The sequence below is a fragment of the Terriglobia bacterium genome, assembly GCA_020073085.1.
GTDB lineage: Bacteria > Acidobacteriota > Terriglobia > JAIQFV01 > JAIQFV01 > JAIQFV01.
On sequence record JAIQFV010000063.1, the window covers coordinates 1 to 3,687 of the forward strand.

3 protein-coding genes are annotated in these 3,687 nt (G+C 57.6%); all 3 read right to left on the reverse strand.

Annotated features, from left to right (window positions below):
- Positions 1-2: 2 nt before the first annotated feature.
- Genes LAO21_23155 through LAO21_23165 form a run of 3 tightly spaced genes read right to left on the reverse strand, consistent with a single transcriptional unit; the run spans position 3 to position 3,302 of the window.
- Positions 3-2,330: a hypothetical protein gene (locus tag LAO21_23155; GenBank protein MBZ5555615.1), complete on the reverse strand. Its 2,328-nt coding sequence runs from the start codon at positions 2,328-2,330 to the stop codon at positions 3-5.
- Positions 2,331-2,379: 49 nt separating this feature from the next.
- A complete protein-coding gene (locus tag LAO21_23160) occupies positions 2,380-2,748 on the reverse strand; it encodes a hypothetical protein (protein MBZ5555616.1) in 369 nt (122 codons plus the stop codon).
- Positions 2,748-3,302 (reverse strand): hypothetical protein, encoded by a 555-nt coding sequence (locus LAO21_23165; protein ID MBZ5555617.1) that lies wholly within the window; start codon positions 3,300-3,302, stop codon positions 2,748-2,750. The genes LAO21_23160 and LAO21_23165 overlap by 1 nt, the downstream gene beginning before the upstream one ends.
- Between the last annotated feature and the right edge of the window lie 385 nt (positions 3,303-3,687).

Sequence of the window (3,687 nt, forward strand, 5' to 3'; positions counted from 1 at the left end):
ACTCATCTGATCCTTGTTATGAAGGAAGTTGCCCGGCCGCCCTCGCTGGAGGTAACGGTGACGCTATCGGGGATGGGATTGACCCCGACCCAGCGTCCGATGTAGGTATTGGGGGCGCAGGCCGGCAAGCACAGGGGCGGCTGGTTGGTCATGACGATCGGCAGGCGGTTGGGAATGTTCAGGGTCAGGACTGCCGCACCGGTGTTGTCCGAGGTCACCGCCGTGACGATGAGTTGAGACTTCGAGATGCGATAGATGGCCGAGGTAATGGTCACAATGTCGGTGGTGGGGGCCGGCGGCGGCGGCGCGTTCACGGGGCTGACGTTCACGAAGGTGGACGCGATGCCGGAGCTGCCGATCCCGTTGTTGACTGACATCTGGAAAGCGAGTTGGACGGCCGGTGTGCCGGCCGCGACGATCGGCGCCGTGAAGGTCGGCTTGGCGGCGGTCGTGCTGGAGAGCGTCACTGCCGGACCACTCACCTGCACCCAGTCAAAGGTCAACGGCAGGGGAGGAGTATTCGGGTCGACGCTCCCGCTTCCGTCGAGGGTCACCACCACGCCGGACCCCACGGTTTGGGGGGCGCCGGCACTGGGGATGGGCATCTTGGTGACGTTGCCGGGGCCGCAGCCGAAGGGCACATTGGAGTTGCCCGGCCAGGGCGTCAGCTGGCCGGAGGGAAAGGGGCCGGCCCCGAAGGTGGCCGGGTCGGCCGGAAAGTACGGCCCTTCGCCATTGACCAGAAAACCGAAGTCCTGGAAGTTGAGCGGCACCTGGGGGCTTCCCACGATCAGGTTCTCAGGGAAGATAAAGGTGAAGTTGGGGGCATGATACTGGCCCGCCAGCAGCCCGTTGGCATAGGTATGCATCCCCGGGGGAACGGGATCGCCCGGAAACTGCGGCGGACCGGGTCGGTTGAAGAACCCGGCCGTCAACCCCCCGCCCGTCAAGGTGCGGCTGACGGCCCGCATCTCGCGGGTGGCGGGCAGAAAACTGCCCACCGTGGCGCGCATTTTGAAGCGTCCCTTGAGCGCCCCCACGGGCGGACCGAACGGGCTCATGGTGGAATAGTAGCGGTCGTTCTGGCCGCCGGTGCAGTTGTCCTTGTCAATCGCCCAGGCATCGATCAGTGAGGTCGAATCGGTGGTGAAGCCGATGAAGACCAGCTTTTCGACCGCTTCCTGAGGCAGCAGCGGGTCGGGATCGCCCGCCACCCCCAGCAACATGACTTCGATCGAGACGTAGGCCGGCATCACGCCCGGGAAGGTGAAGGCCCCGATGTCGGCAATCGTGCTCCAGGCCGAGATCAGAGTGGGACAGCCCGAGGCCGCCGTGCAGGCCGGGTCTTTCACCAGGGTCCCATTGAACGTCACGTAGTCGCCCACTTCAAAGGGCATCTGGCGGGTGGCATCGGGAGGATCGGTTGGACTGGTCGGAGGAACGGAGAGGACGGCGTTGGTTACCGGATCCACGCCGATAATCCGCGGCGTCGGGTCCGGAAACGTAAAGATGGTCTGATAGGTGCCGCTCAGCGGATCCACCGGCCGGTTGTTGGTGGGACACAGCGGATCAATGGCCGGCGGCGCCACCCGCGGAATGCACATGGGATAGCCCGAGCGGGCATGCACCGTGGGGTTGTCCTCATCGATGGTAAAACGGACATCGGGCGAATGGGCCAGACCGAACCGTCCCAGCGGATCGTTGATCTGCACCCGGGCGCCGGTGCAGGCCGCCGCCCCGGCCACGCAGTTGGGGTCGTTGATGATGCCTCCGACCCGCAGCTCGCCCTTGGCATAGTCGATGTAGTTGATGTGGCCCTGTCCGGCATTGAGCGATTGCTGCGAGAGAAACACCAGCCCCGCAATGTACTGGTCGGTGCCCTTGATGCGGTCAATGATGCGGTTGCCGTAGACGATCGCCTCGTAGGTGGTCAGCGGCACCGGCACATCACTCAGCGCCAGCCCACTCTGGGCCGCGCCCCCCGCTCCACTGCCCAGCCCGTAGGGCGCCGGCGCCAGCGAAAACAACTCCGCCCACGTCAGCGCAAAGGCCGGCATCTGCAGGATCGTATTGCGGGGAATGATGATGAGGTGACCGTTGACGGTCAGTTGGCCGCCCGACCAGATGTCCCCGGGCGTGTCCATCGTCGCCGCCTGGATGAACCCCACCACCGTAAACGGAGTGGAGGAGCGCACCGGAAGCTGCGCATACAGACTGCCGACGCACAACAACCCTGCGATCAAAAGTGCCGGGATGAGCTGTCGGAGGATTCGGTGCCTCGAAGTACTCCGCACGGTCGGAACCTTGGCTTTTCCTGCTACCCTGTTCATGACTGAACTCCTCTTGGAAATCGACTTGGTTGGAACTGATGGTTGCAAATCAGCGGTAAGCGTCTCCATCCGTGATATGTTCAATTTCAATCAGTTTCGCTCTTGAAACTACCACTTCGCCATCCGTGTTCTCTGTGGGGTCGCCCTTGATAAGGTCTTTCGGATTGTATTCATATGTCAACAATACATCCGAATCATCGGTTCCTCCACTATAATAATCCATGCAGAATTTCTTTGAGGTTCCAAGATACAATCCTTGGCCTTTGATGACATAGACCTTATTTAGAACTGGCGTGAATGGTTCTTGTCCGTACAGAGTTTTGTATCCACCTTTAGGTGAATGACTGATAATACGGAAACCCAAGAAATTTCCATTCGGTAATTGTTCTGATGCCTCAAACAATTCGCTGTAATGCATTAACGGCTCTTGGCTGTCTTGTATGAGTATTTTGGTTTGGCGAACCATCCTTTTGGGTCAACCATTTTGTCAGCCGCCTTGCGGTTGATATCACCGTCTTTTTGCGTGGCGCTTTGAATTGTCGGGTCAGTCTTCTTGTTGAATTCCTCGTCCAATTGGTCTTCAGACCATGTTTTATCCGCATGCCATCCAACATACGCAAGTATGGTTTTATCGCCGCTGAGACGTGCTACAACGGACCTGTGCGTTCCGTCTATGATAGACTGTCCCAACCGGTCATAGACGATTGGCGGTGCCGTGGAGGCGTCCATTTGCGAGTACTGATTCACAAGGTCATCTGATATCGCCCATTCTTGTTGAAGATTGGAAATACGAATACGTTTCAGAACATAATCGGTATAGCGTGAGATACGATGAAGCAGATTGCCTTCGTTGAAATCTTCTTGGTTGGAATGGATTTCCTTTACCATGTTTTCGACTTCGAACGCGCTGGCTACCTGGGGATATTGGTCTGATTCGAGAATGATATTGATGTAATGTCGAATGTCATGCATCCTTTATTTATAAATATAGAATGCGATATCAAGAATTATTAGAACGCGAGGCGTTTCTATATCATGCGACTGGTTTTTTATGCCGCTTCCATGATTCTTTTCAGGAAAGCCATAGAAGCCAGCGACAACAGTTATGATAGAGACGATATCCATAATATATCTACCACCAGAAATCCAAGATTGAGATATTATTCATCAGAGGGGATTGATTCTCCGGGCGAGGCACCAATTCAATTTGTTATCAATCCGGAGCGTGGCGGGGTATCGCGGAAATCGAGCACGTCTTTGGCCAACTTCTGCAACTGCTGCTCGGCCATGGCGACGCCCGCGCGAGCCAGCGGATCGCGCAAACGATCGGCCAGGACCTGCTGGCTGGCGTTGTTGA

What these genes read in the sequence shown, in the direction of transcription:
- LAO21_23165 (MBZ5555617.1), bottom strand. Translation starts at nt 3,302, where the DNA reads ATGCATGACATTCGACATTACATCAATATCATTCTCGAATCAGACCAA.
- LAO21_23160 (MBZ5555616.1), bottom strand. Translation starts at nt 2,748, where the DNA reads ATGCATTACAGCGAATTGTTTGAGGCATCAGAACAATTACCGAATGGA.
- LAO21_23155 (MBZ5555615.1), bottom strand. Translation starts at nt 2,330, where the DNA reads ATGAACAGGGTAGCAGGAAAAGCCAAGGTTCCGACCGTGCGGAGTACT.